The organism is Azorhizobium caulinodans ORS 571, from assembly GCF_000010525.1.
GTDB classification, from domain to species: domain Bacteria; phylum Pseudomonadota; class Alphaproteobacteria; order Rhizobiales; family Xanthobacteraceae; genus Azorhizobium; species Azorhizobium caulinodans.
Map to the genome: position 1 here is coordinate 3,606,588 of NC_009937.1, position 21,745 is coordinate 3,628,332.

Here is a 21,745-nt window from a genome sequence, read left to right on the forward strand (position 1 = left end):
GTCCCCACTCTTCGTCGCGCCGGATGCACCCTGGCCTTGAAAGTGCGGCCGCTCTTCCGTATGAGAGGCGCGTTCGATGCTGCCGCGTCGGAACGGTGTTGCGCTTGCTTGACCGTGCCGGAGCCCATCGAACCGAGCGATCCATGATCGCCGTGCCGCTTTAGCTCAGCTGGTAGAGCACCTCATTCGTAATGAGGGGGTCGGGGGTTCGAATCCCTCAAGCGGCACCACTTTTCTTCAAGAATCGAACATCGGCGGCGCCGCAAACAGCCTCCCCTCGCGCGCTGGATCACGTTGCGGCAGACGTTTTAGCTCCAAATCGGAACGGTCCGATCGGGGCGAAGATCAAGCCCCGGCTTGGCTTTGTCTCGCCCGGTCCGCCCTACGCCGAAGCCCAACTGGTATGCTTGCCATATAAAGGCAAATTCCGGCTCCAACGCAGCAGGACGGCGACTGGCAGAAGCGTCATTGTCTGCCGCGACAAAGGTAACGACACCAGTGCTGAGGGGGCGACCCATGTTTCCATGGTTCAACGCAAAGATTGATGCCCAGACGATCAAGGCGCTCGACCGGTCGCTGGCGATCATCGAGTTCACGCCATCTGGAGACGTGATCACCGCCAATGCGAACTTCCTGAAGGTGGTGGGCTATTCACTCGACGAGATCCGTGGCCGGCATCACCGGACCTTCATGGACCCGGTAGAGGCTCAGAGCCCGGAGTACCAGGCCTTCTGGACCAGCCTCGGCAAGGGGCAGTTCTATGCCGGCGAGTTCCGCCGCTTCGGCAAGGGCGGGCACGAAGCCTGGCTGGAAGCCACCTACAATCCTGTCATGGACGCCTCCGGGCGCGTCATCAAGGTGGTGAAGTTCGCCTCCGACATCACCGAGCGCAAGCGCCGCACCGCCGAGTTCGAGGGTCAGGTGGCCGCCATCTCCAAGTCGCAGGCGGTGATCCACTTCACCCTGGACGGCACCATCACGGAAGCGAACCAGAACTTCCTCGATGCCCTCGGCTATCGCCTTGAGGAGATCCAGGGTCGCCACCACTCCATGTTCGTGTCGCCCGAGGAAAAGAACAGCCCCTCCTACCGCGCCTTCTGGGATGCGCTGCGCCGGGGCGAATACCAGCAGGCGGAATACAAGCGGCTGGGCAAGGGCGGGAAGGAAGTCTGGATCCAGGCCACCTACACGCCCATCTTCGATGCCGCGGGCAAACCCTTCAAGGTGGTGAAGTTCGCCACCGACATCACCGAGGCCGTGAAGCAGCGCATGCATCGTGCCGGCGTGCAGAAGGAGATCGCCGCCGATCTCGAGCGCATCAGCCAGGAACTGACGCAGGCCAACACGCAGGCGGCCTCCGCCTCTGCCGCCGCCGAGCAGACGGCGGGCAACGTGCAGTCGGTGGCGGCTGCCGCCGAGGAACTGGCGGCCTCCGTCGAGGAGATCCGCCGGCAGATCCACCAGTCGAGCACGCTTGCGAGAACGGCGGCGAGCGAGGGCGCGCGCACCAACACCATTGTCACGAGCCTCACCGGCGCCGCGCAGAAGATCGGCGACGTGGTGAGCCTCATCGATTCCATCGCCGAGCAGACCAACCTGCTGGCGCTCAACGCCACCATCGAGGCCGCGCGTGCGGGCGATGCCGGCAAGGGCTTCTCCGTGGTCGCGCAGGAGGTGAAGAGCCTCGCCGGCCAGACCTCCAAGGCCACCAGCGAGATCGCCTCGCAGATCGAGGCGGTGCAGCAGGTCACGCAGCAGGCGGTGCAGGCCCTCGGCTCGATCACCGGCACCATCTCCGACCTCAACGACGTGGCCTCGGTCATCGCATCGGCGGTGGAGGAGCAGACGGCGGTGACGCGCGAGGTCTCCTCCAACATGCAGGGGGCGGCCCAGGGCGTCGAGATGGTGAAGGCCAACATGAATGCCATCGCCGGCTCGACCAACCAGGTGGAACAGGCGACCCGTCAGGTCCGCCAGGCGGCGGCGTCCATCGCCTGAGGCGGCCCTGCCCGGCAGCGCCGTCCGTGAATCGAAAGCGCACAGCGAAAAGGTGCGCGCCATCGGGCGCGTGCCGGATGAGGCAGGCGCCCGCGAAGGGCCAGCGCGGCTAGCCGCCCCCTTCGCTCTGGAAGTGGACGGCCGTCCAGATGGGATGGCCATTGTCGTCCACCTGATACTGCGCCTCCACCTGATAGGAGACCACGCGGTCCGTGCCGCCGGGCTGTGCCTTCACGGAATCGCGTAGCACGAAGCGGTTCTTCTCAGGCTGGTGGATGATGACGGCCGAGCGGCTCGGGCAGACGGCGGGCCGGGACACGCCGAAGCGCGCCAGCCCCGCGATCACTTCCGGCAGCACCGCCTGACAGACGGCGGCGATGGTCACGTCCACATGGATGCCCTTCCGGGGCAGATCCTGCGCCCGCAGCGCGCTGTCCTTGGCGGCGCCCACCGTCGCCAGCAGCGCCAGTGCGGCCAGCGGCATCGAACACAGAGCGGAACGCAGCGAGGCCATGTGACGTCTCCAGCGGCTTCCCTCATTCGGCAGGCGCCATGCGGACGGCCGCGATGGCGCTCCCACCACACGCCTTGCAGCGCCGGGCCCGGGATGATCCCAGCCGGCCGTCAGCGTTCATGTTGCCCCGGCCTCATCCGGGGCTGAACGCCCCACGCTCCCGCAACCTTACGGACGGCGCGGCGTTCCGGATTTTGCCCTCACCTCATCATCTGCATTTGTACGCCGCCTCGGCCCGTGAGCGGCCATTGGGGCCAAAATTATTCATCCCCACATGTCGCGGCGCCGATGGCGCTCCACCCGCTCCAAGGCCGACGAAACCAGCGTTGTTTACGCGTCGCCCCCGGCACCGCCGCGCGCAAAGGGGCCGCCTCCGAGACCCGCCCGTGCCGTCAAAGCCTGCGGCGGCCAAACGTGATGATCCAGAACTCACCCTAAGCCTCACTTAACGTCTTCCGCCAAGCAAGACATGCACTCTTCAAATATAGATCGCGACGCACAAGCCCCACGCAAGCCCCAGAACACAATGTTCGAGAACAAAAAGAATACATCCGCTTTGAATACTTAAACGCAGCAGATCAAGTCAATTCGGAGCGGCAGGTCAATAACGCAACCCAAGGTGGACGGAAGCGATGGTCAAATACTCCAATCTGCCGATGACTGCGAAGGTCGTGACCCTTCTCGCGGCGCTCGGCGTGACAAGCCTCGCAGGCGGGCTCTATGCGGCCTCCGGCATGTCGGACATCCAGACGACGTACGTGGACCTCATCAACGGCCACCAGACGGCCATCCTCCGGGTGGCGCGGGCGGCCCGGTCCGCGCAGACCGTGCGCGCCGAAATCTACCGGGCCATCGTGGCCACCACGGAGTCGGAGGACCAGAAGGCGAAGGCGGCGCTGGACGGCGGCATCAAGCGCTATGACACCCTGCTGGCCGAAGCGGCGCAGGCCGCGCCCAGCAAGACCGGCGAGATCCAGCAGATGCGCAATGCGCTGCCGGCGGTCGTCTCGGGCCCCTGCTCGGGCGCCATCAATGCCGGCGCCGAACAGGTGACGGTGGAGAGCATCGAGCGCGCCTCGAAGCTCATGTCCACCGTCTGCGACCCGGCCATCGACCAGATCGTCAACACCACCGTCAGCTTCAATGACGGGCTCATCAAGGAAACCGCCGCCATCAAGGAAGAGACGGCGCGGCGCACCAGCACCACGATCTGGACCACGCTCGGCTGCATCCTCGGCGCGACGCTGCTCATCATCGCCCTCGCCATCTTCGTGGTGCGTGGCGGCATCGTGGCCCCGCTGCGCCGCCTCATGGACAAGATGGTGGCCATGGGCGAAGGCAAGCTCGCCGGCGAGGTGGAAGGCACGGCGCGCAAGGACGAGATCGGCGCCATGGGCCGCACCCTCGAACTCATGCGCGTGCAGCTCGGCGAGGCGGAAGTCGCCCGGCAGGAGCAGGCCCAGCGGCAGGAAGTCGAGCGCAAGACGCTGGAGCGCCGCGAGCACCTCGCCCAGGGCTTCGTCGCCCGGATGAAGGATCTCGCCTCTGGCTTTGCCAATTCCTCTCAGGAAGTGGCCGAATCCGCCCGCAACCTCTCGGCTGCCGCCGACCAGACCTCGCAGCAGGCCCAGTCGGTCGCCGCGGCGGCGGAGGAAGCCGCCACCAATGTGCAGACGGTGGCCGCCTCCTCCGAGGAACTCGCCGCCTCGGTGCGCGAGATCAACGGCCAGGTCTCCCATTCGGCGGTCGTCGCGGAGCGCGCCTACAAGGAGGCGGAATCCTCCAACCAGCGCATCGCGGATCTCGCCAAGGCGGCAGCGGACATCGGCGACGTGATCAACCTCATCAAGGGCATTGCCGACCAGACCAACCTGCTGGCGCTCAATGCCACCATCGAGGCGGCGCGCGCCGGTGAGGCCGGCAAGGGCTTCGCGGTGGTGGCCACGGAGGTGAAGGAACTGGCGTCCCAGACCTCCAAGGCGACCGCCGACATCTACACCAAGGTGACGGAGATCCAGACCGCGACCCAGGGCACGGTGGCCTCCATGTCGGAAATCATCCGCGTCATCACCGAGGTGAAGCAGATCTCCTCCTCCATCGCCGGCGCGGTGGAGCAGCAGGGCGCCGCCACCGGCGAGATCGCGCAGAACTGCCAGCAGGCCGCCACCGGCACGCAGGATGTGACGAACAACATCAGCGGCGTCGGCCAGGCCGCCCAGACCACCGGCGCGGCGTCCTCCCAGTTGCTCGCCCTGTCGCAGGGGCTCTCGTCCCAGGCGACGGACCTGCGCAGCGTCGTGGAAGGCTTCGTCCGCGACCTCAACGCCGCGTGATCCTGATCCGGAGAGGGGCGCCGCCCGGCGCCCCTCTTTACATTCTCTTCGGCCCTTCGCCCTGCGCTTTGACGGAAACAGCCCCATGACCATCAAGACGATCGGCAACGTCGTCCATCTGCCCGCCCCTCCGGAGGCGCCGCAGGCGGCGTCCGCGCCGATCCCCACCAGCCCAAGCGATCAGATCTATGCGCAGGCGGTGGACGCCCTCTCCGACTATCGCCGCCTCGCGGCCATTCCGGAGCTGTCCGCCGGGCAGAAGCGCGAGATCGACCTCGCCCGCGACCGGGTGGTGGAATATCTCTGCCTTGCCCGCGCCATCGCCCGCATCGAGCAGCAGGACCTGCCCGCCATCCGCTAGGACGCACAGGCCGCGCAGCGCGCGGCCCGGTTCTCCCATGCCCAGGACAATCCGCCGCCGGCTCATCTCCGGCGGCGTTCTTCATGGGCCACAGCTCAGGAAGCGGAGACCTTCGGCTCGGGGACGATGGTGTTCCCGATCATCTCGCCAAAAGGTCCGCGATGCAGGATCTCGCCCTTGGCGCGGCCGGTGGTGGCGGCCAGCGGTAGCAGCGGGAAGACGCTCTCGGCGAAGCGATAGGCCTCCTCAAGATGCGGGTAGCCGGACAGCACGAAGGTATCGATGCCGAGCGACATGTATTCCTTCATGCGTTCGGCCACCGTCTGCGGATCGCCCACCAGCGCCGTGCCCGCACCGCCGCGCACGAGGCCGACACCGGCCCACAGGTTCGGCGCCACCTCCAGCTTCGTGCGGTCGCCGCCGTGCAGGGCGCTCATGCGGCGCTGGCCCTCGGAATCCATGCGCAGGAAGACCTTCTGCGCCTCCGCGATGGTGTTCTCGTCCACGTGGCGGATGAGATCCTCGGCTGCTTCCCATGCCTTCTCGTTGGTGTCGCGCACGATGACATGCAGGCGAATGCCGAAGGACACCTCCCGCCCTTCCGCCGCCGCGCGGGCCTTGATGTCGCGGATCTTGCCCGCCACCGCCGCCGGCGGCTCGCCCCAGGTGAGATACTTCTGGATGTGCTTGGCGGCGACGGTGTGCGCGGCCGGCGACGAACCGCCGAAGAAGAGCGGCGGATGCGGCTCCTGCACCGGCGGATAGAGCAGCTTGCCGTCCTCCACCTTCAGGTGCTTCCCGGTAAAGGTGACATCCTCGCCCTTGAGCAGGCGCGTGTAGATGGAGAGGAACTCGTCCGTCACCTCATAGCGCTCGGCATGGTCGAGGAAGAAGCCGTCGCCCCGGTTCTCCACCGGATCGCCGCCGGTCACCACATTGATGAGCACGCGCCCATCGGAGATGCGGTCGAGCGTGGCGGTCATGCGCGCGGCCACGGCCGGCTCCAGCAGGCCGGGGCGCACGGCGATGAGATAGCGCAGCTTTTCCGTAGCGGGCGCGAGCGCGGACGCGACGATCCAGCTGTCCTCGCACGAGCGGCCGGTGGGGATGAGAACGCCGTAATAGCCGAGCTGGTCGGCCGCCTGCGCGATCTGGCGCAGATAGCCGAGCGAGACGGCGCGCGCGCCATGCGAGGTGCCGAGATAATGCCCGTCGCCATGGGTCGGCAGGAACCACAGCACATTGGCTTCGGGGGCGGGCACGAGATCGCTGGTATCGGTCATGGTTTCTTCTCGAAAGGTGAGATCATTCGGCCGCAAGGCCGGAGGCGTGCGGGGGAAGCCGGCGGTAGGAGGCCGCCGGATGCGGGGCGGAAAGGCGGGGCGCGGCACCGAACAGCTTCTCGCGCAAGGTGCCGGGCGCATAGGCGCGCTTGTAGCGGCCGCGCCGCTGCAACTCGGGCACCACCAGATCGGCAATGTCCTCATAGCTGCCGGGGCTGATGGCGAAGGCGAGATTGAAGCCGTCGATGCCGGTGGCTCCGATGAAGCCCTCCAGCGCGTCGGCCACCTGCGCCGGATCGCCCACAAAGACGGGGCCGACGCCGCCAATGCCCACATGCTCGGCCACCTCGCCCACGGTCCAGACCCGGTTCGGATCGGCGCGGGTCATATTGTCCATGGCGCTGCGGCCGGCTTCGCTCTCGATGTGGCGGACCTGCTGGTCATGGGCATAGGTGGAGAAATCGACGCCCGTCCAGCCGGAATAGAGCGTCAGCGCACCCTCGCGGCTGATGTGGGCGCGGTAGTCGTCCAGCTTCGCCCGCGCCGCCGCCTCGGTTTCCCCGACGATGATGGTGGCCATGGCGAAGATGCGGATGTCATCGGCCGCACGGCCATTCTCCTGTGCCGCCTGTCGCAGGGCGGCGACGCGCGGCGCGATCACTGCGACGGAGGGGCCGGAGACGAACACCGCTTCCGCATGGCGCCCGGCAAAGGCGCGCCCACGCGGCGAGGTGCCGGCCTGATAGAGCACGGGCGTGCGCTGGGGCGAGGGCTCGCACAGATGGATGGCATCGAGCGCATAATGCGGCCCCTGATGGCGCACGCGATGGACCTTGGCGGGATCGGTGAAGACGCCCTGCGCCCGGTCGCGCACCGCGGCCCCCTCCTCCCACGAGCCCTCCCAGAGCTTGTAGACCACCTCCATGTAATCGTCCGCCACCGCATAGCGGTCGTCATGGGCGCGCTGGTGGGCAAGGCCCATGCCCCGAGCGGCGCTGTCGAGATAGCCGGTGACGATGTTCCAGCCGACGCGCCCTTCGGTGAGGTGATCGAGCGTGCTCATGCGCCGGGCGAAGGGATAGGGCGGCTCGTAGGTGAGCGTGGAGGTGACGCCGAACCCCAGATGCTGCGTCACCGCCGCCATGGCGGGCACGATGAGCATGGGGTCATTCACCGGAACTTGCGTGGCGTTGCGCAGGGCCGCGTCCGGGGAGCCGCCGAAGACGTCATAGACGCCCAGCACGTCGGCGAGGAACAGGCCGTCGAACAGCCCCCGCTCCAGCACGCGGGCAAGATCGAGCCAATAGGGCAGCCGGTTGTAGTCGGCCGTCCGATCCTTCGGATGGCGCCATAGTCCGGGGGACTGGTGGCCGACGCAGTTCATGGCGAAGGCGTTGAAGAGAATGTCCCGCGCCATGGCTATCCCATCCCGACCGGCGGCAGCGATCTCTGGGGCATCAGATCCCCCACCCCGCGCTGTGAAAAACATTAAACTCATTCATATGATGGATTTTATTTTTGTCCATTCCTTGCGGTGCGTCAAACCGCATCGGCGACCCGCCAGGCCTTCGCCTGCCGGACGACGGAGGCGGATTTATTTTTCGATTGATTTAATTGACTAACACGAGAAATGCGATCTATGATTTTAATCACAATCAGTTCACGTGATTAGAAGGCGGCATATTCGGGCACGGGCCCGGCACCCCTTCTGCCCGTCGTGACCAGACCCGCCGCCCGCCCGGCGCTTACACGAGGTTGCCATGAACGCCCATTCCGCCATCACGGCCGTCGCGCCCGCCCAGCCGGAACTTGCCGCCACCGCCCTCGCCTTTCGTGCCGGGATGCGCAAGCTCGCGGGCGCGGTGAGCATTCTCACCGTGGGCGAAGGTGAGCGCCGCACCGGCCTCACCGCCACCTCCGTTACCTCGCTGTCCGTCGATCCGCCGACGCTCATCATCTGCGTCAACCGTTCGTCCTCCGCCCGGGCGACGCTGATCGAGGAGGGCCGTTTCGCCATCAACGTGCTGCGGCCGCATCATCAGGCGCTCGCCGACCAGTTCGCCGGGCGCAACGGCGAGAAGGGGCCGGAGCGCTACAAGGGCGCCGACTGGACACGGCTCGAAACCGGAGCCCCGGTGCTCAACGACGCTCTGGCGGCCTTCGACTGCTATCTGGAGGAGGCCATCGAGCGGCACTCCCACATCATCGTCATCGGCCGCGTCGCCGCCGCCCGCATCACCGAGAATGCCGAGCCCCTGCTCTATTGGGCCGGCGCCTATCGCGGCCTCGAAGCGTCGCCAGCCAACGTCTGAAATCCATCCGGTCCGCGTCACCGCCTCAGGGGTCATGTCATGTCGCACACGAACAACCCGTTTTCCGTGACGCGCCGGCGCTTCGGGGCGCTGGCCGCCGGCACGCTGGTCGCCGGCTGGAGCGCCGGCGCCCATGCGCAGGAAAAGGTGGTGCGGATCGGCTATCAGAAATACGGCACGCTGATCCTGCTCAAGAACAAGGGCCTGCTGGAAGCCAAGCTGAAGCCGCTCGGCTACGCCGTCCGCTGGGCGGAATTTGCCGCCGGGCCGCAGCTGCTCGAGGCCCTGAACGCGGGGGCCATCGATTTCGGCAACACCGGCGAGGCCCCGCCGATCTTCGCGCAGGCCGCCGGGGCACCACTCGTCTATGTGGGCTATGAGCCCGCCGCGCCCGAGGGCGAAGCCATCCTCGTGCCCAAGAACAGCCCGCTTAAGACGGTCGCCGATCTCAAGGGCAAGACGGTGGCCCTCAACAAGGGCTCGAACGTCCATTACCTGCTGGTGAAGGCGCTGGAGACGGCGAACGTCTCCTATACGGACATCAAGACCGCCTTCCTCACCCCCGCCGATGCCCGCGCCGCCTTCGAGCGCGGCGCGGTGGACGCCTGGGCCATCTGGGACCCCTTCCAGGCCGCTGCGGAAACGACCATCGAGGCTCGCCAGCTCACCAACGGCACCGGCATCGTCTCCAATTACCAGTTCTATTTCTCCACCCAGAGCTTCGTGGAGAAGGCCCCCGATGTGGTCGATGCGGTGCTCGCGGGCGTCGCGGAAATCGGCGCCTGGGTGAAGGCCAATCCGAAGGCCGCGGCAGCGGAATTCTCGCCGCTCATCGGCATTCCTGCACCGATACTCGAGATTGCGCTCGCCCGCCAGCAGTATGACGTGAAGCCCATCACCCCCGCGGTGGTGGCTCAGCAGCAGCAGGTGGCGGACGCCTTCTTCAAGCTGGGCCTCATCCCCAAGGAGATCCGCATCTCCGACGCGGTGCGGGCCCTCAAATCATGAGCGACGCCGCCATCGAGAGCGCGACGCTGGCCTCGGCCCCCGCCGTCTCCCGGCAGCGGGGCAGCGTGCTGAAGGCCCTCGCCGGCGGCCTGCTGCCCTGGGCGCTGCCGCTCGCGGTGCTGGTTCTGTGGCAGGCGGCTGCGAGCTTCGGCTTCCTCTCCTCCCGCGTCCTGCCGGCGCCGACCGACGTAGCGCTCGCCTTCTGGCGCACGCTGAAGGATGGCTCCCTGCTCGCCAACATCGCCGTCAGCACGAAGCGGGCCCTCACCGGCCTTTTCATCGGCGGCGGGATCGGCTTTGCGCTCGGCGTGCTCAACGGCATCTGGCGGCCCGCCGAGACGGCCCTCGATTCCACCCTCCAGATGCTGCGCAACGTGCCGCATCTCGCCATCATCCCGCTGGTCATCCTGTGGTTCGGCATCGATGAGGAGGCGAAGGTCTTCCTCGTCGCCATCGGCGTTGCCTTTCCCATCTATCTCAACACCTTCCACGGCATCCGCACGGTGGATCGCGGCCTCGTGGAGATGGCGCGGGTCTATGGTCTTTCGCCAGCGGCCCTGTTCTGGCGCATCGTTCTGCCGGGCGCCCTGCCCTCCATTCTCGTGGGCCTGCGCTATGCGCTCGGCATCATGTGGCTGACGCTCATCGTTGCGGAGACCATCTCCTCCACCTCCGGCATCGGCTACATGACCATGAATGCCCGCGAGTTTCTCCAGACCGACGTGGTGGTGCTGGGCGTGCTTGCCTATGCCCTGCTGGGCAAACTGGCGGACAGCCTGACACGCGCCATCGAGCACCGGGCGCTGGCCTGGCATCCCGCTTATCAGGGCAAGGGGCTTGCCGCATGAGCACGCCCCTCGTGGCCTTCGGCGACGGCCTGCTCACTGCCCCGCGCGCGCCCACCGAGGCGGCGCCCGCGCGCTTCGGCGGCGCGCCCGTCTCCCTCTCCGGCGTCGTGAAGGCATTCGGCGAGCGACCGGTGCTGCGGCGGCTCGATCTCGACATTCCGGCCGGTCAGTTCCTCGCCGTGGTCGGCCGTTCCGGCGGCGGCAAGACCACGCTGATGCGCCTCATCGCGGGGCTTGATGCGGCGACCTCCGGCACGGTGCGCATCAATGGCACGGCCGTCTCCGGCCTCCAGCGCGACGTGCGCCTCCTGTTTCAGGATGCCCGGCTGGTGCCATGGCAGCGGGTGCTCGGAAATGTGGGCATCGCCCGCGGGCCGGACTGGCGCCATGTGGCCAGCCTCGCGCTCAAGGATGTGGGCCTCGGCGACCGGGGCCGGGAATGGCCCTTCGTGCTCTCCGGCGGCCAGAAGCAGCGCGTGGCCCTCGCCCGCGCGCTGGTGAGCAACCCGTCCGTCCTGCTGCTGGATGAGCCCTTCGGCGCCCTCGATGCCCTGACGCGGGTGGAGATGCACCGCCTGCTGGAGCGCATCTGGCGCGAGCGCGGCTTCACCGTGGTGCTCATTACCCATGACGTCGCCGAGGCCGTCGCCTTGGCGGATCGGGTCGTCGTGCTGCGGGCGGGCGAGATCGCCCTCGACCAGACCATCGACCTGCCGCGCCCCCGCCGCGAGGCCGGCGATGCCGCCGCCTCCAGCCTTCAGGCGCGCATTCTCGCCGCTGTCTGACGGCCATCCGCCCCACCGCTTCGCGCTCCGGCGGCGAGGCGGCGACCCAACTCTGAGGAGACACCGATGACCGGCTTCCTGCCCACCCGCCGCGCCCTCATGGCCGCCGCCCTCGGCCTCATGGCCGCCAGCCTGCCCGCCCGCGCCGAGGCGCCCAAGGAGATCCGCATCGACTGGGCGACCTATAATCCGGTCTCCCTCGTGCTCAAGGACCAGAAACTGCTGGAGCAGGAATTCGCGAAAGACGGCATCACCATCCGCTGGGTGCAGTCCGCCGGCTCCAACAAGGCGCTGGAATTCCTCAATGCCGGCTCGCTGGACTTCGGCTCGACCGCTGGCGCGGCGGCGCTGATCGGCAAGATCAACGGCAACCCCATCAAGTCCGTCTATGTCTATTCCCGTCCGGAATGGACGGCGCTGGTGACCCGGCCGGACACCGGCATCAAGACCGTCGCCGACCTCAAGGGCAAGACGGTCGCGGTGACCCGCGGCACCGATCCGCACATCTTCCTCGTGCGGGCGCTCGCCGCCAACGGCCTCACGGAGAAGGACGTGAAGCTGGTGCTGCTCCAGCACGCGGACGGGCGCCTCGCCCTCCAGCGCAAGGATGTGGACGCCTGGGCGGGCCTCGATCCCATCATGGCCTCGGCCGAGGTGGAGGACGGCGCCGTGCTCTTCTTCCGCAAGCCCGAAGACAACACCTGGGGCGTGCTGAACGTGCGCGAAGATTTCGCCAAGGCGAACCCGGACATCGTGAAGCGCGTGCTCGCCACCTATGAGAAGGCGCGCCTCTGGTCGGTGCAGCATCCCAAGGATCTGTCCGCCGCGCTCGTCTCGGCCACCAAGCTGCCCGAGCCGGTCATCGCCCGGCAGCTTGAGCGCACGGATCTCTCCTTCGGCCCCATCGGCAAGGCGCAGAAGGACACCATCCTCGCCGCCGGCGAAGCGCTCCAGAAGGCGGGCGTCGTCGCCGCCGACGTCAACGTGCCGGCGCAGGCGGATGCGCTCATCGACGGCCAGTATCTCATCGTGGGGCAGTGACGCCGTGACCCTGTCGCAGGCCGAGACCTTCTCCGGAGCGGCCGGGCGCGCGGCCGCCACCCCGCGCCGGACAACCGGCTGGCGGCGCTGGCGGTTCGCGCTCGGCCTGCTGCTTCCGGTGGGCCTCGCTCTGGTCTGGGAATTCGCGGTGCGCAGCGGCCTGGCGCAGGGCCGCCTCCTGCCGCCGCCGAGCCGGATCGCCGAAGCACTCTATGGCCTCGCGCGCTCCGGCGAGCTGGCGCCGCACATCGCTGCCACGCTCCAGCGCATCGCCGCCGGCTTTGCGCTGGGCGTCGTGGCGGGCACGGCGCTGGGAGCCCTCTCCGGCGCCTCGGGTCTTGCCCGCACCATCGTCGACCCCACGCTTCAGGGCCTGCGGGCCATCCCCTCCATTGCGTGGGTGCCGCTATTCATCCTGTGGCTCGGCATCTTCGAGGCCTCCAAGGTCACGCTCATCGCGGTGGGCGTGTTCTTCCCGGTCTATCTCGGCACGCTCGGCGCGGTGATGGCCGTGGACCGCAAGATCATCGAGGTGGGGCAGGTCTTCCTCTTCTCCGGCCCCACCATGGTCCGCCGCATCCTGCTGCCGGCCATCCTGCCCCATTATGTCACCGCGCTGCGCGCCGGCCTCGGGCTCGGCTGGATGTTTGTGGTGGCCGCCGAATTCATGGGTGCCTCCGAGGGGCTGGGCTACCTGCTGCTGGATGGCCAGCAACTGGGCAAGCCGGACCAGATCGTCGCGGCCATTCTCGTGTTCGCCGTGCTCGGCAAGGCCACCGACACGCTCCTCCTCACCCTCACCCGCCCTCTGCTGAAGGGCTACGACCTCGACGCCTGAGGACCGCCTCAGGCGCCTCTCCTGCCTGCTCCAAGGATGTGACCCGTGAACCAGATCGCCTCGCCACCGCGCCCCACCTTCTCCGGCCCGCTGAGCCATCGCTCGCCGGAGCTGAAGGACCTCTTCGCCTTCATCGCCGCAGGCGCAGCGGAGCGCGACCGCGAGCGCATCCACCCCTATGAGGTGTTCGATCTCATCCGCAGCGCCCGCCTCGGCGCGCTGCGCCTGCGGCCAGAGGACGGCGGGCCCGGCGCCAGCCTGCGGGAGCTGTTCGAGGTGGTGATCGCGCTTGCCGCCGCCGACCCCAACATCGCCCATTCCCTGCGCAATCATTATGCCTTCGTGGAGCGCTATCCCCTCTCACGCCGCGCGTCCCACCGCAAGAAGTGGGCGGATGTGACCGCCAGCGGCGCCATCGTCGGCCTCGCCAGCACGGAGTTGACCAGCCCGCGCGTCGGTGCCAGCCCCTTCGAGACGAAGCTGGTGCCGGAGGGCAACGGCTTCCGCCTGACGGGCACGAAATATTACAGCACCGGCACGCTCTATGCGGACTATGTGCAGGTGCGCGCCGCCGGCCCGGATGACGCCGTGCTCACCGCCATCATCCCCACCACCCGCGAGGGCATCGAGCGGATCGACGACTGGGACGGTGCCGGCCAGCGCCTCACCGGCTCCGGCACCACGCACTTCCACAATGTGCGGGTGGAGGCGGATGAGATCGAGCCGGACAGCCTGACGACCGGCTATGGCGTGCCGCACAGCAACAGCCTGGCCCAGCTCCTCGTTACGGCCACCGTCGCCGGCATCCTGCGCAACATCCTCACGGACTCGGTGGCGCTCTTGAACAGCCGCAAGGACCGCCACTTCTATTTCGCCCAGACCGAGCGGGTGGCGGACGACCCGCTGCTCCAGCAGATCATCGGCCAGCTCTCGGCCAATGCCTATGCGGCCGAGGTACTGATCCTCGCCGCCGCCGACGCCCATGATCTGGTGTTCCAGGCCCGCGAGCGGGGCGAGCCGGACGCGGAACTGGCCCATCAGGCCTCGCTTGCCGCCTCCAAGGCGAAGCTGATCGTGGACGACCTCACCATTCGCGGCGGCAGCCAGCTGTTCGATGTGGCCGGCGCCTCCGCCACCCGGCGTGCGAAGAATCTCGACCGCCACTGGCGCAACGCCCGTACCCTCGCCTCCCACAACCCCGCCGCCCTCAAGGCGCGGGCAATCGGCGACTATGAGCTGCACGGCACGTGGCTGCCGGAGAAGGGCTTCTTCTGAGGCCTTCAAAAGCCTCTCATCAAGCAGAAGCCCCGGGACGGCGGACCGTCCCGGGGCTTTCATTCACGCTCACTGGATCGAAATCAGTTGCGCGCCACCGGCGGGATGTCGGGGCGCGGATCGCTGGTGAAGCCGTTGCGATTGGGCATGGCGACCTTGGGCAGGCTCTTGGCGTCGAGGCTCGCATCCTCCGGCACGAGGCCGTTGAGGAAGAGCACATAGGCCGAGACCGCATAGACCTCGTTCGGCGAGAGCGACTGCGGCGCGGTGAAGGGCATGGCGCGGTTCACATAATCAAACAGCGTCGCGGCATAGGGCCAGAAGCTGCCCACCGTCTTCACCGGCTTGGCGGTGGCCAGCGTGCCCTTGCCGCCGGCCAGCGCGTCCGCCTCCGCGCCCTGCCCTTTCTCGCCGTGGCAGGCGGAACAGGTCTGGGCGAAGATCTCCCGCCCCTGCGCGACGCTGCCCCGCCCAGGCGGCAGGCCGGTGCCATCGGCGCGCACGTCGATGTCCCACAAGGCGATCTCCGCCTGCGTCGCCGGATGGCCGATGCCGAGCGGCGCTGTGTATGCCACGCCGGTGGTGGCAAGCGTGAGCGCGGCGGCGAGAAGAAGGGGGCGTCTGGTCTCAGGCCGCATTGGTCACCTCGCCGGACGGCGCCACCTTCCAGGTCTGGATGCCGTTGAAATGGTATTGGGAATTGACGCCGCGCACGTCCACGAGCTGCTGGCGGCTCGGCTGCACATAGCCGGTCTCGTCGACCGCGCGGCTCTGGAGAAGGGCTGGCCCGCCATCCCAGGTCCAGGGCACGCGGAAGCGGGTGAGGCAGCGGGAGAGCACCGGCTCCTGCAATTCTGCCGGCCGCCATGTGGCGCCGCCGTCGGTGCTGACATCGACGCTGCGGATGCGCCCGCGCCCGGACCAGGCGAGGCCCCGGATTTCATAGAAACCCTTCTCCCGCAACTGGTGGCCGCCGGAAGGCGAGGTGATGACCGACTTCGTCTCCATGACGAAGGTGAACTGCCGCGCCGTGCCGTCGGGCATCAGGTCCGTGTATTTGGACGTTTCCTCACGGCTCTGGAACGGCTGGTCGCCCACCTTGAGGCGGCGCAGCCACTTGATGCTCATGTTGCCCTCGATGCCGGGCAGCACGAGGCGCAGCGGATAACCCTGCTCGGGGCGCAGATGCTCGCCATTCTGCGCATAGGCGACTAATGCCTCATCCAGCACCACATCGAGCGGGATGGAGCGCGTCATGGCGGCGCCGTCCGCGCCTTCCGCCAGCACCCAGCGGGCCTCCGGCTTCAGGCCCACTTCATCGAGCAGGGTGGAGAGCCGAACGCCGGTCCACTCGCTGCACGAGATGAGGCCGTGGGTCTCCTGCACGGTCCATTTGGCGCTGCCGCCGGTCCATTGCGGCGTATTGCCGGAGCACTCCAGAAACCAGAGGCGCGAGACGGACGGAAAGCGCGCGATATCGTTCATGGTCAGGATGAGCGGGCGCTCCACAAGGCCATGGATGACGAGGCGATGCTGCTCCGGGTCTATGGCCGGCACGCCAGCATGGTGGCGCTCATAATGCAGGCCGGCCGGGGTAATGATGCCGTGCAGATGCTGCAACGGTGTGCCGGTGGAGGCGGCGGTCGGGAATTTGGGCGGCGTGCGCGGCTTGCGGATCACGCTCTTCTCGAAGGCCGAGGGCACGCCATAGGCGGGTGAAGCGATGCCCTCACCCTGCTCCCGCGTCCAGACAGGCACCTGAAGCGGACCTGAGCCCTGCTGCGCGGCTGCAGGGCCGGCGGCACCCGCCACGAGGCCGGCAGCGGCACCGCTCAGAAACTGGCGGCGGCCGAGGCGGCCGCCGGAAGACGCAACAGACATGGAAACTCCGTTCAGGCACGCCAGCGCAGCAGGCGCGCCTCGATGAGGGTCGCAATGTGATTGAGGAGGAAACCGACCGCGCCGAGGATGACGACGCCCAGCATCACCAGCTCCATCTGGAAGCGCTCGCGCCCGGCGATGATGAGCCCGCCGATGCCGGGGCCGACGGTCATGAAATATTCCGCCGCCACGGTGGCGAGCCAGGCGTAGATGAGGCCGAGATGGATACCGGTGAGGATGGAGGGCAGCGCGGAGGGCAGATAGACGCGCCGGATGCGTTGCCGGCGGGAGAAGGTGAGCACGTCGCTGACTTCCACCAGCGCCTTGGGCGCGCTCGCCACGCCCTCGATGGTGTTGAGCGCCACCGGCACGAAGGCGGCAACCGCCACGAACACCACCTTCGCCGTCTCGGCAAAGCCGAACCACACCGAGATGATGGGGATCCAGGCCAGCACCGCGATCTGCTTGGCCGCATGGAAGCTCGGCCCGGCGATGCGCGCAGCGAGCGGCGAGAGGCCAAGCAGCAGGCCGAAGGCGATGCCTAGCACAGAGCCAATGGCAAAGCCGGTGAGATTGCGGGCAAGGCTCGCGCCCAGATGCAGGAAGAGATCGCCGCTCCAGATCTCCTCCCAGCCGGTGATGGCGATGGCCTCCAGTGGCGGCAGGAAACGCGGGTCCACCAGCCGTAGGTGGCTGGACGCCTCCCAGGTGATGAGCAGCAGCAGCGGCAGGACGAGCCCGCGGCGCAGGCGCGGCGAGAGCCAGGGAGCGGAGGCCACTGGGACGGTTTCAACGAGGGGCGCGGTCATGGCGGGCCTCAGGCGTCGATGCGCCAGCTTTGCAGCCGGGCTTCCACGAGGGCGAGGAGCTTGTCCATGGCAAAGCCCACGAGGCCGATGATGACCATGGCGACGATCATCGTATCCAGCCAGAACATCTGCCGGCCCCACACCAGTAGGTAGCCGAGCCCCTCGGCGGAGGCGAGCAGCTCCACCGCCACCAGCGCCGTCCAGGCCTTGGTGAGGCTGTAGCGGATGCCGGTGAAGATGGGCGGCACGGCGGCGGGTAGAATGAGGCGGCGCAGCTTCTGCCAGCGGGTGAAGGCGAAGACGTCCGCCACCTCCAGATAGGCTTTGGACACGCCGCGAATGCCGGCGGAGGTGTTGAGCACCATGGGCACCAGGGCCGCCTTGGCGATGATGACGATCTTCAGCGCCTCGCCAATACCGAGGAACAGCATCAGCAACGGAATCCAGCCCAGCGTCGGTACCTGCGCGATGGCGGTGAAGAGCGGGCGCACATAATCGTCCACCTTCTCCGACAGGCCCATGGCGATGCCGAGGAGCAGGCCAAGGCTGGCACCCAGCACGAAGCCGCCGGCGACGCGTGCGGCGCTGATGCTGGCATGCTGGAGCAGCTCTCCGCTCGCCAGCATGTCGCGGAAATTCTCCCAGACGTAGACCGGCGGCGGCAGAATCTGCTGCGGCACCAACTGGTAGGCGGAGCCGATCGCCCAGAGGATGAGGATCACGGCCGGCAGCGCCAGCGCGATGGCGAAATCGCGCAGGCCGGCGAGAACCGGGCGCAGCCGCCGCCACGATACCGGATGGGGAGCGGCCTGACGGGGGAGATCAAGAACGGCCATGGTGATCCTTTGGGGCGATCTTCTGGAGGCAGGCCGGGGGCGGCCCGGCATGCGGCAAGCGTCAGGAACCGAGCGGCTTGCCCTTGGAGTCGTAGCGGGTCCAGTAGCCCTCAAGACCGAGGGACTTGATCGCGGAATCCACGTATTTCGGCTCGAACCAGCCGCGCACGTCCACGTCCCGCCGCACGAGAGCGAACTCCTTCGCCTGCCGGGCCTGGAAGCGGTACTGTTCCACAAGGAAGGGATCGACGATGGGCGAATTGCGGTAGCGCACGTCCGTATCGGCGAAGTCGTAACGGAACACGGCTTCCGGCGTGCCGGAACGGGCCCAGATGGCCACCACCTGATCGAAATTGGCAGGCTCGGACGACCAGCGGGCGGCACGGACGAATTCGGTGATGATCTTCTGCACCGTCTCGGGATGCGCGCTCTCGAACGCCTCCGTCACCAGCACCATGGAATGGCGCTCGAAGGCGGGGTCATCGCCCTTGGTGGAGTAGATGATCTTCGCCCGGTTCGCGAGATGGAGCGAGATCAGCGGCCAGTTGCCGAAGGCCCCGTCGATGTCCTTGCTGGCGAGGGCCGAATTGGTGGTGGCATTGTCCATGTTGAGCACTTGCAGGTCGCGCTCGGACAGACCGTTGGCGGCCAGCACCTTCACCACCGCCAGATGGTTGTTGGTGCCGCGGAAGATGGCGACTTTTTTCCCCTTCAGCTCCTTGACGGTCGAGAGCGTCGAACCCTCGGGCACCGCCAGATAGGTGGGCGCATGGGCGCCCGAAGCCATGAGGATCTTGGTCTTGAGGCCATTGGCGCGGCCGATGACCGACGGCAGGTCGCCCTGGATGGCGAAATCGAGCTGGCCATTGGCGATGGCCTCGTTCACCGCCGGGCCGGCGCCCTTGAAGAAATACCATTCAAAGCGGACATCCGGATCATCCTTGAAGGCTTTCTCCAGATAGCCCTCCGCATGGGCGACGGCGACCGAGCTGCCGCCGGCGAACTGGCGATTGTCGACGCCCACGGAAGCAAAGCCGATGCGCACCACCAGCGGCTCCGCCTGCGCCACGGCACCCATCCCGAGCAGGGCGCAGCCGAGCGCCACCAGTGCGGTCCATCGGGGCAGGAACGGGATGCGGAAGCGGGTCGCCATAATGACCTCCGGCATTGGCATGAATGGATCAGGAGCCGAGCGGCTTGCCGTCCGCGCCATAGCGGACCCAGCGGTTCTGAAGGCCGAGCTCCTTCAGCGCGGCATGGAGATATTTCGGCGCGAACCAGCCATCGAGATCCACATCGCGGCGCACGAGGCCGAGCTGCTTCACCTGCGCAGCCTTGTAGCGATAGGTCTCGATCAGGAGGGCATCCAGCAGCGGCGAGAGGCGATAATCAAGCCGCTGGCCCTCATAATCGGCGCGGAAGACGCCGATGGGCGTGCCGCTCTTGGCCCAGAGCTCGAACAGCGTCTCGCGATTGGCTTCGTCCGAGGCCCAGGCGGCCGCCTTGACGCTCGCCGTCACCACGCGGCCCACGAGGTCGGGATGGGCGGTCTCGAAATCCTCACGCACCAGCAGATGGCTGCTGGTCACGGTGCTCGGGTCGCCTTTGGTGGTGTAGACTACCTTGGCCAGCTTCTGCTCCACCAGCGTGAGGAAGATCGCCTTGCCGAAGGCCGCACCCACATCGCCCGAGGCAATGGCCGCCAGCGCAGTCGCGTCATCCATGTTGAAGAACTGGATGTCGGCGCGGGCAATCCCGGCTTCGGTGAGCACCCGCTCCGTGGTGAGATGGGTGCTGGTGCCGCGAAACTGCGCCACCCTCTTGCCCTTCACATCCTCAAGCCGGGAGATGGACGAGGCGGCCGGGGCCACCAGATAGAGATTGTCGCGGGCATTCGTGGCCATGAGGATCTTGGTCTTCAGGCCGCCCGCCCGCGCGGTGAGCGAGGGCAGATCGCCGATGAAGGCGAAATCGAGCTGGCCGCTGGCCAGGGCCTCGTTCACGGCCGGCCCCGCGCCCTTGAAGAAGAACCACTCCACCGTCACGTCCGGCGTGTCGGCAAAGGCCTGCTCCAGATAGCGCCCGCCGCTGATGACGCCGGCCAGCCCTGGCACGAATTTGCTGCCGCCGGGCCCGATGCCGGCATAGCCGACGCGGATCACCAGCGGCGCAGCACCCGCCGGCACCGCCGCGAGGGCAGCGCCGATGAGGAGGAGCGCGGCAAAGGCCGCGCGGACGAAGCGGGCGAGCATGCCTGTCACTCCGCCGCCACCACCTGCGGCCGGGCGCGGGGCGCTTGATGCTGCGGGAACGGCAGGCCAAGGTTCTCGCGCAGGGTCGTGCCCTCATATTCGGTGCGGAAGAGGCCGCGACGCCGCAGTTCCGGCACCACGAACTCGATGAAGTCTTCCAAACCGCCGGGCAGGTGGGGCGCCATCACGTTGAAGCCGTCCGCGGCGCCCTTGGTGAAGCGCTCCTCCAGCTGGTCGGCGATCTGCTTGGGCGTGCCTACCACCTGCCAGTGGCCGCGGGCGCCGGCGATCTCCAGATAGAGCTGGCGGATCGTGAGATTGTCGCGGCGGGCGGCATCAATGAGCAGCTTCTGGCGGCTCTTGGGTCCGTTGGTCTCGGGCAGTTCCGGCAAGGGCCCATCCACCGGATAGCCGGAGAGGTCGAAGCCGCCCAGCACCTGCGAGAGGAGCTGGAGACCCACCACCGGCTCGATGCCGGACTGCAATTCCTCGAACTTCTCCCGCGCCTCCGCCTCGCTGGCGCCGACCACGGGGAAGACGCCGGGCATGATCTTCACATGGTCCGGATTGCGGCCGTAATTCTCCGCACGCCCCTTGATGTCGGCGTAGAAGGCCTGCGCTTCCGCCAGCGTGCGCTGGGCCGCGAAGATGGCTTCCGCCGTGGCGCCGGCGAGGTCGCGGCCGTCTTCCGAGGCGCCCGCCTGCACCACCACGGGGTGGCCCTGCGGGGAGCGGGCGACATTGAGCGGCCCCTTCACCCTGAAATGCTTGCCGCGATGATCCAGCAAATGGAATTTCTCGGCATCGAAATAGGTGCCGCCGAGCTTGTCCCGAAGGAAGGCGTCATCCTCCCACGTGTTCCACAAGCCCTTGACGACGGACACGAACTCGCGTGCCCGATCATAGCGGTCGGCATGGGCGACATGCTTGTCGAGGTTGAAGTTGTAGGCCTCCGCCTCGCTGGAGGAGGTGACGACGTTCCAGCCCGCCCGGCCACCGCTCAGAAGGTCCAGCGACGCGAACTTGCGGGCGATGTGATAGGGCTCGTTGAAGGTGGTGCTGGCCGTGCCGATGAGGCCGATGTTCTGCGTCACCACCGACAAAGCCGAGAGCAAGGTCAGCGGCTCGAAGGCCACGGCCCGAGAGGTGTGGCTGAGGGAGGCGAGGTCCTCATTCCGCACGCCCACGCTGTCGGCGAGGAAGAGGGCATCGAACTTCGCGGCCTCCGCGATGCGGGCGAGGCGCAGATAATGATCGATCCGCACATTCGCATTGGCCGGTGCGCGGGGATGGCGCCAGGCCGCGATGTGGTGGCCGTCGGTCATCAGGAAGGCGCCGAGCTTGATCTGGCGTTTCGCGGTCATGGGCAGG

The 21,745-nt window shown here is 67.6% G+C and carries 20 protein-coding genes and 1 tRNA gene; 11 read left to right on the plus strand and 10 right to left on the minus strand.

The window, feature by feature from the left end:
- Positions 1-154: 154 nt before the first annotated feature.
- Positions 155-230 (plus strand) — tRNA-Thr (locus AZC_RS16260).
- Positions 231-516: 286 nt separating this feature from the next.
- Positions 517-1,998 carry a methyl-accepting chemotaxis protein gene (locus AZC_RS16265; RefSeq protein ID WP_043879480.1) on the plus strand — a complete coding sequence of 494 codons (1,482 nt, stop codon included), beginning with the start codon at positions 517-519 and terminating at the stop codon, positions 1,996-1,998.
- A gap of 109 nt (positions 1,999-2,107) precedes the next feature.
- Here AZC_RS16265 and AZC_RS16270 read toward each other — a convergent pair whose 3' ends face one another.
- The gene (locus AZC_RS16270) at positions 2,108-2,512 is read right to left on the minus strand and encodes a hypothetical protein (protein ID WP_043879481.1); all 405 of its coding nucleotides are present in this window, start codon (positions 2,510-2,512) and stop codon (positions 2,108-2,110) included.
- A 656-nt stretch (positions 2,513-3,168) separates the two neighbouring features.
- Here AZC_RS16270 and AZC_RS16275 point away from each other — a divergent pair.
- Together AZC_RS16275 and AZC_RS16280 are read left to right on the plus strand one after the other, a co-directional pair.
- Positions 3,169-4,845 carry a methyl-accepting chemotaxis protein gene (locus AZC_RS16275; RefSeq protein WP_158304129.1) on the plus strand — a complete coding sequence of 559 codons (1,677 nt, stop codon included), beginning with the start codon at positions 3,169-3,171 and terminating at the stop codon, positions 4,843-4,845.
- A gap of 85 nt (positions 4,846-4,930) precedes the next feature.
- Positions 4,931-5,206: a hypothetical protein gene (locus tag AZC_RS16280; protein ID WP_012171680.1), complete on the plus strand. Its 276-nt coding sequence runs from the start codon at positions 4,931-4,933 to the stop codon at positions 5,204-5,206.
- A gap of 95 nt (positions 5,207-5,301) precedes the next feature.
- On the opposite strand, the gene ssuD is transcribed toward AZC_RS16280, so the two are convergent.
- Both ssuD and AZC_RS16290 read right to left on the minus strand, forming a co-directional pair.
- Positions 5,302-6,489, minus strand: coding sequence for an FMNH2-dependent alkanesulfonate monooxygenase (gene ssuD / locus AZC_RS16285; RefSeq protein ID WP_012171681.1), 1,188 nt, complete (start codon positions 6,487-6,489; stop codon positions 5,302-5,304).
- Between the two features lie 22 nt (positions 6,490-6,511).
- Positions 6,512-7,906: an LLM class flavin-dependent oxidoreductase gene (locus tag AZC_RS16290; RefSeq protein ID WP_012171682.1), complete on the minus strand. Its 1,395-nt coding sequence runs from the start codon at positions 7,904-7,906 to the stop codon at positions 6,512-6,514.
- Between the two features lie 343 nt (positions 7,907-8,249).
- Here AZC_RS16290 and AZC_RS16295 point away from each other — a divergent pair, with 343 nt between their 5' ends.
- The 7 genes from AZC_RS16295 to AZC_RS16325 all read left to right on the plus strand — a co-directional run bounded on the left by AZC_RS16295 (position 8,250) and on the right by AZC_RS16325 (position 14,596).
- Positions 8,250-8,801: a flavin reductase family protein gene (locus AZC_RS16295; RefSeq protein ID WP_012171683.1), complete on the plus strand. Its 552-nt coding sequence runs from the start codon at positions 8,250-8,252 to the stop codon at positions 8,799-8,801.
- Between the two features lie 39 nt (positions 8,802-8,840).
- On the plus strand, positions 8,841-9,809 hold the full coding sequence (locus AZC_RS16300) for a sulfonate ABC transporter substrate-binding protein (RefSeq protein ID WP_012171684.1): 969 nt from the start codon (positions 8,841-8,843) through the stop codon (positions 9,807-9,809).
- Entirely contained in the window at positions 9,806-10,657 is an 852-nt protein-coding gene (gene ssuC, locus AZC_RS16305; protein ID WP_012171685.1) for an aliphatic sulfonate ABC transporter permease SsuC, read from the plus strand. The genes AZC_RS16300 and ssuC overlap by 4 nt, the downstream gene beginning before the upstream one ends.
- Positions 10,654-11,442, plus strand: a complete 789-nt coding sequence (locus tag AZC_RS16310) for an ATP-binding cassette domain-containing protein (RefSeq protein ID WP_012171686.1) — start codon at positions 10,654-10,656, stop codon at positions 11,440-11,442. Before ssuC ends, AZC_RS16310 begins: the two co-directional genes overlap by 4 nt.
- 66 nt (positions 11,443-11,508) lie before the next feature.
- On the plus strand, positions 11,509-12,483 hold the full coding sequence (locus AZC_RS16315) for an aliphatic sulfonate ABC transporter substrate-binding protein (protein WP_012171687.1): 975 nt from the start codon (positions 11,509-11,511) through the stop codon (positions 12,481-12,483).
- Positions 12,484-12,487: 4 nt separating this feature from the next.
- Positions 12,488-13,321, plus strand: a complete 834-nt coding sequence (locus AZC_RS16320; RefSeq protein WP_012171688.1) for an ABC transporter permease — start codon at positions 12,488-12,490, stop codon at positions 13,319-13,321.
- Between the two features lie 45 nt (positions 13,322-13,366).
- A complete protein-coding gene (locus AZC_RS16325) occupies positions 13,367-14,596 on the plus strand; it encodes an acyl-CoA dehydrogenase family protein (RefSeq protein ID WP_012171689.1) in 1,230 nt (409 codons plus the stop codon).
- 83 nt (positions 14,597-14,679) lie between these two features.
- On the opposite strand, the gene AZC_RS16330 is transcribed toward AZC_RS16325, so the two are convergent.
- The 7 genes from AZC_RS16330 to AZC_RS16360 form a co-directional block, all read right to left on the minus strand.
- Entirely contained in the window at positions 14,680-15,234 is a 555-nt protein-coding gene (locus AZC_RS16330; protein WP_012171690.1) for a c-type cytochrome, read from the minus strand.
- Complete coding sequence (gene soxC, locus AZC_RS16335; protein ID WP_012171691.1) at positions 15,224-16,477, minus strand: sulfite dehydrogenase; 1,254 nt, start codon at positions 16,475-16,477, stop codon at positions 15,224-15,226. Before soxC ends, AZC_RS16330 begins: the two co-directional genes overlap by 11 nt.
- Before the next feature lie 11 nt (positions 16,478-16,488).
- On the minus strand, positions 16,489-17,286 hold the full coding sequence (locus AZC_RS16340; RefSeq protein ID WP_012171692.1) for an ABC transporter permease: 798 nt from the start codon (positions 17,284-17,286) through the stop codon (positions 16,489-16,491).
- A gap of 8 nt (positions 17,287-17,294) precedes the next feature.
- Positions 17,295-18,122: an ABC transporter permease gene (locus AZC_RS16345; RefSeq protein ID WP_081434015.1), complete on the minus strand. Its 828-nt coding sequence runs from the start codon at positions 18,120-18,122 to the stop codon at positions 17,295-17,297.
- Between the two features lie 61 nt (positions 18,123-18,183).
- Complete coding sequence (locus AZC_RS16350; RefSeq protein WP_043879482.1) at positions 18,184-19,275, minus strand: ABC transporter substrate-binding protein; 1,092 nt, start codon at positions 19,273-19,275, stop codon at positions 18,184-18,186.
- A gap of 28 nt (positions 19,276-19,303) precedes the next feature.
- Positions 19,304-20,374, minus strand: a complete 1,071-nt coding sequence (locus tag AZC_RS16355) for an ABC transporter substrate-binding protein (RefSeq protein WP_043879483.1) — start codon at positions 20,372-20,374, stop codon at positions 19,304-19,306.
- Between the two features lie 5 nt (positions 20,375-20,379).
- Positions 20,380-21,738 (minus strand): LLM class flavin-dependent oxidoreductase, encoded by a 1,359-nt coding sequence (locus tag AZC_RS16360; protein WP_012171696.1) that lies wholly within the window; start codon positions 21,736-21,738, stop codon positions 20,380-20,382.
- Positions 21,739-21,745 lie beyond the last annotated feature (7 nt).

Excerpts from the sequence above, each read along its gene's own strand:
- AZC_RS16340 (WP_012171692.1), bottom strand. The coding sequence starts at position 17,286 with ATGACCGCGCCCCTCGTTGAAACCGTCCCAGTGGCCTCCGCTCCCTGG.
- AZC_RS16265 (WP_043879480.1), top strand. The coding sequence starts at position 517 with ATGTTTCCATGGTTCAACGCAAAGATTGATGCCCAGACGATCAAGGCG.
- soxC (WP_012171691.1), bottom strand. The coding sequence starts at position 16,477 with ATGTCTGTTGCGTCTTCCGGCGGCCGCCTCGGCCGCCGCCAGTTTCTG.
- AZC_RS16270 (WP_043879481.1), bottom strand. The coding sequence starts at position 2,512 with ATGGCCTCGCTGCGTTCCGCTCTGTGTTCGATGCCGCTGGCCGCACTG.
- AZC_RS16275 (WP_158304129.1), top strand. The coding sequence starts at position 3,169 with ATGACTGCGAAGGTCGTGACCCTTCTCGCGGCGCTCGGCGTGACAAGC.
- AZC_RS16360 (WP_012171696.1), bottom strand. The coding sequence starts at position 21,738 with ATGACCGCGAAACGCCAGATCAAGCTCGGCGCCTTCCTGATGACCGAC.
- ssuC (WP_012171685.1), top strand. The coding sequence starts at position 9,806 with ATGAGCGACGCCGCCATCGAGAGCGCGACGCTGGCCTCGGCCCCCGCC.
- AZC_RS16330 (WP_012171690.1), bottom strand. The coding sequence starts at position 15,234 with ATGCGGCCTGAGACCAGACGCCCCCTTCTTCTCGCCGCCGCGCTCACG.
- AZC_RS16315 (WP_012171687.1), top strand. The coding sequence starts at position 11,509 with ATGACCGGCTTCCTGCCCACCCGCCGCGCCCTCATGGCCGCCGCCCTC.
- AZC_RS16300 (WP_012171684.1), top strand. The coding sequence starts at position 8,841 with ATGTCGCACACGAACAACCCGTTTTCCGTGACGCGCCGGCGCTTCGGG.
- ssuD (WP_012171681.1), bottom strand. The coding sequence starts at position 6,489 with ATGACCGATACCAGCGATCTCGTGCCCGCCCCCGAAGCCAATGTGCTG.
- AZC_RS16355 (WP_043879483.1), bottom strand. The coding sequence starts at position 20,374 with ATGCTCGCCCGCTTCGTCCGCGCGGCCTTTGCCGCGCTCCTCCTCATC.
- AZC_RS16280 (WP_012171680.1), top strand. The coding sequence starts at position 4,931 with ATGACCATCAAGACGATCGGCAACGTCGTCCATCTGCCCGCCCCTCCG.
- AZC_RS16290 (WP_012171682.1), bottom strand. The coding sequence starts at position 7,906 with ATGGCGCGGGACATTCTCTTCAACGCCTTCGCCATGAACTGCGTCGGC.
- AZC_RS16295 (WP_012171683.1), top strand. The coding sequence starts at position 8,250 with ATGAACGCCCATTCCGCCATCACGGCCGTCGCGCCCGCCCAGCCGGAA.
- AZC_RS16345 (WP_081434015.1), bottom strand. The coding sequence starts at position 18,122 with ATGGCCGTTCTTGATCTCCCCCGTCAGGCCGCTCCCCATCCGGTATCG.
- AZC_RS16350 (WP_043879482.1), bottom strand. The coding sequence starts at position 19,275 with ATGGCGACCCGCTTCCGCATCCCGTTCCTGCCCCGATGGACCGCACTG.
- AZC_RS16310 (WP_012171686.1), top strand. The coding sequence starts at position 10,654 with ATGAGCACGCCCCTCGTGGCCTTCGGCGACGGCCTGCTCACTGCCCCG.